This window comes from Ensifer sp. SSB1, from assembly GCF_016652895.1.
GTDB lineage: Bacteria > Pseudomonadota > Alphaproteobacteria > Rhizobiales > Rhizobiaceae > Ensifer.
Genome location: NZ_JAEPRP010000284.1, coordinates 1 through 5,633 on the forward strand (window position 1 = coordinate 1; position 5,633 = coordinate 5,633).

Genomic DNA, 5,633 nt, shown 5'->3' on the forward strand with positions numbered 1-5,633 from the left:
TCAAGGCGAACTGGGATTGGCCGGTCGTGCAGACAGATCTGAAGAAGGTGAAGGATTCTGCACTCGCCAGATACCGCGGCATCGACCTCCTTGCAGGAGGCATTCCGTCCGCAGCGTTCTCCAGGCGGTCGGGCGAATCCAAGCGGGGTTCGGACGACGATCTGCTGCCGGACCTGCTGCGCGCGGTTCGGGCGATCAGTCCCCGCGGCTTCATGTTCGAAGGCACCAGAGGCATCACCTTCGAACCCAATTTGCCCTATCTGGCGGAGTTCAATGCGCAGCTTGCTGCCGTTGGGTACACCGTCGACGTCGTTCGCTTGAATTCAGCGGACTTTGGCCTCCCGGTGGATGATGAGCGCATCGTCATCGTGGGAATCCGGAACGACGAAGCTGGCGCCTTCATTCCACCTGTCCTCCAAAATCCAACACGGAAGTTTGTCTCAGAGGCGCTCGGCGATCTCGTCATCCGGTACGAAACCGCGCCTGCCCTTCAGGACACAGTTGTCCGCAACACGCCCCAGTGGGACTACGACAGATGGGCGAAACGCTGGAGGAAGCGCTTTGAGGGCAAGTTGCTTTCTACGATTCCTCGAGAATCGACCGAAATTCGCGAGGTCCGGTTGAATGCAGCCAAGGACGCGGGATTCGACCGTTCACGATTTTCCGATGAGGCAACCAGGGTTGAGGAGTTTCCCAACGTTGACGACGACTATTTCCTGCCAAAACTGACCGTGGCGGTACTTGCGCGAGCGCAGGGCTTTCCTGACAAGTGGTCCTTCCATGCCGAACGTGGCGGCAATATCGACATGATCGCGGATGCTCTTCCGCCAGTTGTTGCGAAGGCTGTCGGCTTGCAGATTTACTCGGCACTCACTGGGATCTCCTTCGATCTCGATGCTGCGATTGCAGAGCCAATAATCAATGAAAGCATGATCGGACGGAAGCTGCGGCTCAACGCCGGACGGGTGCGCTGGGATGTGCTGCAGAAGGCGGAAATGCTTGTCCGCGGCGAGGCTGCCATCCTTGAGCCGGGTGCCAAGAAGAGAAAGGTCATGCAACAGGCCCTGATCAAGGACGTGGAACCGAACCACATGAAACGCACGCACCTGAGAGAAGTCGCCGAGCGCATTCGGTGGGAGCGGGAACGCCAGCAGATGGAGGATGACGCCTGGGAGGAACGCCTGTTTCCCAACGGCGTTCCCGAGGGTGCAGCCGACTGATCAGCGACCCAGCTTGATACCGTCGAGGGATCGTCCGCTGCTCATGCGGATCACGTATTCGGCCAATGTCGCTGTTTGAGTAAAGCCGATTTTGGCCACGATCTCGCCATCGATGAGCAGGCGGACCACGCCATCCGCTCCACGGTGACAAACGTGGATCCGCCTGCCCTCATGGTCGATGAACGTGAGGGCTTCGAACTCCGCCTCCCGATCGTCCGGCAATTCATCATCTGGAATCCGGGAGATCGAAAGACCAGATATTTCACCGCTGATCTTCCAGTACATGTCCGCAACGAGGTCGCTGTACATCCGCGCTGGATCCTCGCGGCTGTGGGACAGGGGTTTGGCGGTCAGGAGCATGCGTCCGATCCAGCCGAACATCTGCGGTCCCTCCAAGGATACGGGGATCAATTCTTCCTCCTCATCCAACTTCCTTTGGTTCCACCACCCAGTGTCTCCGAGCTTCTTCTTGCGCCACTTCTCCTTCACCAGCCATGCCTCGGACCATGAGGCTTCTTGAAAACTCGATTGGCTCTCGTTTGGAAAATTTATCGTGAGGGGCGAAAAGATCTTTCTTTCCCTGCTTTCGAAGAACACCTCGTAGCTGTCACGGCGGGTGTTGAAGCCAATATCGAGCCCGAGCTTCGCCAAACCGGGTCCCAGACGCGTCCTGATCTCCTCCAGGCGATTCCTGATAAACTGATGTTCCATCTTGCCCTCCTCCGTCTTCGAAACAAGCGTCGAGGGTCATCATGCAGGACACAACTGGGCGTCGTATATTTCGTAGCGGAAGGAATCCCGGACGTGCACGCGCGGGCGCCGATTACAGGGCGCCGACCGACAGACGTCAACACCCACCGGTTGAAATAATTCGGTGGACAGACAGAGTTAACTTGGCATTAACTATGGCCATTGTCGGCATGGGCCATGCTCAGGAGAGCCATCATGCACATTCGAATAGCTGCGGCCCGCCACGGGTTCGCGACCGAGTAAGCGGATCATCCGCCCGGTCCGGCTTGGACAGTAAATCTGTCCCCGGAGATCGCCACGCGCCGAACCCATTCTCCCTCAATCTGCCTGTCCGTTCGGCCCGCGCGAGCTTTCTCAAAAATGTCCCGCCAACATTTTTTCCGGTTCGGTCCTGCGAGCCGTCTAATCCTGGTCTACACAATCGGGAGAAGACGGAGATTTCGATGACGCAACACATAGCACCGCCTACCGCTCTCTAGGGCCCTCTCCCTCCCACTATCGAACCGACCAAAGCAAAGGAGCTGCGCCATGCCGCAGAACGAACACGCACGCCCGCATTCCGGCGAAATCCATGGCAAGTACCAGAACGGCCTTCGCGTCTGGCTTGAGAACACCTCGAAGTCGTCGTTTTCCGAGGACGAACTGAAGCTGCATCGCTCTGCAGCCCTCGCCTACGCGGATCCCCGCCGGCCTTCCATCCGGAGCCTCTACACGATGCTGTGCATGATGCTCGCCCGCGATGGAAGCCTGACCGGGGTCTTCCTGAAGCACCCCTCGCCGGAGTCCTTCCGCCGGCTGGTGCTGACCCTCCCGACCGACTTCGTCGACCACATGCGCTACGGCCGCGAGATCAGCGTCTGGGACATCGTCCGGGATGCGGGAGACATCATCGACAACATCAAGCCAAGCCCGGCGCCCGCCGTCCGCAAACAAGGAGAATAAGCAATGGAATCCTGCATTAAGTTTCTGAGCGAAATCAGCCTGTCTCTGCAAAAGACGTCCAACATCGTCCCCGACCTCTCGAACCGCCCCGATGCGTACATCGTCCTTGAGGACACTGTTCTCGTCGATGCGTGCATCACCGCCGACGAGTGCCCCGGCGAGGAGTGGGAGATCTGGAGCAGCATGGCTGAAGTCTTCGCCAAAGCGAACGCAGAGCTCCGCTCCGTCGGCGCCCACGAACTGAAGCTCGTCGACTACGGCACGTTCCTCGCGATGATCGAAATCGGATCGGAACTTCCCGGTGCCTGATCTGGTCAAGACAGTATCCGCTCGCGGCCCACCCTGATCCAGCGTCCGCCGCCAACGGCAAATTCGAGATCTCGGCCATGCCTGCCGCCCCGCAACCGGGGCGAAGGATGGCGTATGCCTAAAAGTTAATGAGTAGAGACAGAGATGAAGACTGCAGATACCACCCCGTCCCCCTCCCGTCCGGCAAGGCGGTTTCCCGCGACGATGGTTCGTTCCCTACGGCTTCGACGCGCTCGCGGGCTCGCGCAGCACCGAGATGGGGATTCTCGCAATAGCTGGCGGATGGCGCTGGGCCAGCCGAGCGGCCGTTGATCAACGAGCAATGAACCCAGGAGACACCAATGGCTGGAAAGACCACCCTGTCGATCGTGGCGGTGAAGAACCGCAAGCGCAACTACACTGACACCGCACTCCTTCAGACGCTGCCGAGCGAACTCGAGGAAGTGGAGCTCGACATCGCCTTCCTTCTCCGCGCAACCGGACTCTGGGCGATACTTTCGCGGGCGCAGCGCAGTCGTGCCAAACGGTTAGCCCCGCGTCTCGTTGCGGTCGTCGACCAGGATACCCGGCGCATTACCGGACGCGCGCCCCTCCGAAGATAGCACAGCGCCGACGCTGAAGCAGTCGAACACCCCGATCCACTGGAACAACGTCCGGCTGCCCACGCCGGGACGGCGTCCTGCGCCCGAAAGGTCCTCAAGTGACACGCATCCGCCAAGCAATCCGATACATGAAGGAGCTGGAATCTGGTTTCGACCGCACTCTCCTGCCCCTGCCCACCGAAACCGTTTTCCTGAAATCCAGCGAGCCTCTCTCGGGCCGTTACGTGCCATTCGAGGCCGATCCGCACGACGAGGACGATTACACCGGCTTGCCCAGCATCCCCTGGCTATGGCAGCCGACCGAAGAGGCGACCCCGTCGCGCTGGTATGCGGCGCGCACGAAGGGCTATTCGCGCGGAACCATCACGAACCCGAAGACACGCAAGGCGATCTCGTACTCCAGCACGTACGAGATGAACCTCGCATACATGCTCTGCGCATCTCGCCACATCTCCCTCGTCGAGGACCAGCCTTCGGCCATTCCCGTCATTTGCGAAGACGGCGATAAGAGGCACACGATCGACTACCGGACCACGATGTTGGCCTCCAGGAACCGCATCGTGGTCGCCGTCCGACCGAGTTCCCTTCTCGAAAAGGACGGGCTGCCTGACACGATCGGCAGCGTGAACCTCGGTTCCCTGAACGGTTTCGCCGACGAGGCCATCATTCTCACTGACAAGGAGATCACGGACGCGCGCGGATGGAACGGCAAGAGCGTTCTCCGCGCCTTGAAGTCGCCCGTCACCGACGACAACGAGAGGCTTCGGGACTTCGCATCCAAGTTCCACGGCACCGTCTCCCTCAGGACCCTCACGGCTGATTTCGAAGACAGGGCAGCGGCGGAGAACGCTATCTGGTGTCTTGTCCATGACGAGGTCCTCATTCCAGTGCGACCGGACCTCAGGCTCATCGACGCCCCCTTCGTTCGCTTCAACCACAATCACTAGGAGACTTCCATGCAGGATCAACTTCGTGCAGCTCTCGCGCTGCAGCATGCGCCCGCCTCGCTTCCGTTCATCCGGCTTCCGGAAGGCGCACGCGTCAAGGATTTGGGCATCGAGTACAGCGTCCTGTACTGCGACCGGAACGGCGCCGTGCTTCGTAGGATGGACGAGACCAACGCTACCATCAGCTTCACTCAGGGCGACCTGAACGAGCGACTGAACCGCCCTTCCAGCCCAATGACGGTGGAATTTGGTTTCTACTCGCCGAGGAAGGCAAAGGCCCGCCTTTCCGGCACCAGCAGTCTCAGCACCCTTGCGCCAAAGGACCAAGAGGATGTCGTCCGGAAGGAGTTCTTCGTCCGGAAATACCTAGAACTCGAGGCACGATACGTGGAGGAACGGAGGCTGGCCCGCATCCACCGGACTCCCCTTCCTGATACTGTAAGCAGATCCCGAGAGCCGATGCTGCGTGTGATCCCGATCATCGCGCGGGCCTGGCGGGAGCTGCAGATCGCGTCCGGCGCCGCTTGGTCTGGCAAGAAGCCGACGGGACGGGTCAACTATACGACGAGGTCGAAGGTCGAACTGTGGGAGCCATCACCTTCCACCGTGAAGGGCTGGATCCTTGCCATGGAGCAGAACCAGTTTGACCCTGTGTGCTTGAAGAACAACTACCGAAGTGAGCGTCCCGAGTACTTCACGCCGGACGAGTTCCAGTATCTGAATGACGCTGTCCGGGCCGCCTGCTCGACGACGAAGCCCGATCTTGCCCAACTTCATAGAGACATGGTGGGGCTTATGGAGGCGGCAAACAGGCTGCGAGGCCCGGACGAGCAGCTACGGATCCCGTGCGAGGACACGCTCCG

At 60.0% G+C, this 5,633-nt stretch carries 7 protein-coding genes; 6 read left to right on the forward strand and 1 reads right to left on the reverse strand.

Translation table 11 applies throughout. From position 1 onward, the window contains the following. Positions 1 to 1,220 (forward strand): DNA cytosine methyltransferase (locus I8N66_RS35725; protein WP_291164784.1); only part of this gene is annotated, 1,220 nt, incomplete at its 5' end. On the opposite strand, the gene I8N66_RS35730 is transcribed toward I8N66_RS35725, so the two are convergent. Beyond that, positions 1,221 to 1,931 carry a hypothetical protein gene (locus I8N66_RS35730; protein ID WP_291164787.1) on the reverse strand — a complete coding sequence of 237 codons (711 nt, stop codon included), beginning with the start codon at positions 1,929 to 1,931 and terminating at the stop codon, positions 1,221 to 1,223. A 567-nt stretch (positions 1,932 to 2,498) separates the two neighbouring features. Between I8N66_RS35730 and I8N66_RS35735 the strand changes: the two genes are divergently transcribed. From I8N66_RS35735 to I8N66_RS35755, 5 genes are all read left to right on the forward strand, one after another. Continuing rightward, positions 2,499 to 2,912: a hypothetical protein gene (locus I8N66_RS35735; RefSeq protein ID WP_291164790.1), complete on the forward strand. Its 414-nt coding sequence runs from the start codon at positions 2,499 to 2,501 to the stop codon at positions 2,910 to 2,912. Positions 2,913 to 2,915: 3 nt separating this feature from the next. Continuing rightward, positions 2,916 to 3,221: a hypothetical protein gene (locus I8N66_RS35740; protein ID WP_291164793.1), complete on the forward strand. Its 306-nt coding sequence runs from the start codon at positions 2,916 to 2,918 to the stop codon at positions 3,219 to 3,221. A 341-nt stretch (positions 3,222 to 3,562) separates the two neighbouring features. Continuing rightward, the gene (locus tag I8N66_RS35745) at positions 3,563 to 3,823 is read left to right on the forward strand and encodes a hypothetical protein (RefSeq protein ID WP_291164796.1); all 261 of its coding nucleotides are present in this window, start codon (positions 3,563 to 3,565) and stop codon (positions 3,821 to 3,823) included. Between the two features lie 128 nt (positions 3,824 to 3,951). Next, on the forward strand, positions 3,952 to 4,770 hold the full coding sequence (locus I8N66_RS35750) for a hypothetical protein (protein WP_291164799.1): 819 nt from the start codon (positions 3,952 to 3,954) through the stop codon (positions 4,768 to 4,770). A gap of 9 nt (positions 4,771 to 4,779) precedes the next feature. Beyond that, on the forward strand, positions 4,780 to 5,633 hold an 854-nt coding region (locus tag I8N66_RS35755), incomplete at its 3' end, for a hypothetical protein (RefSeq protein ID WP_291164802.1).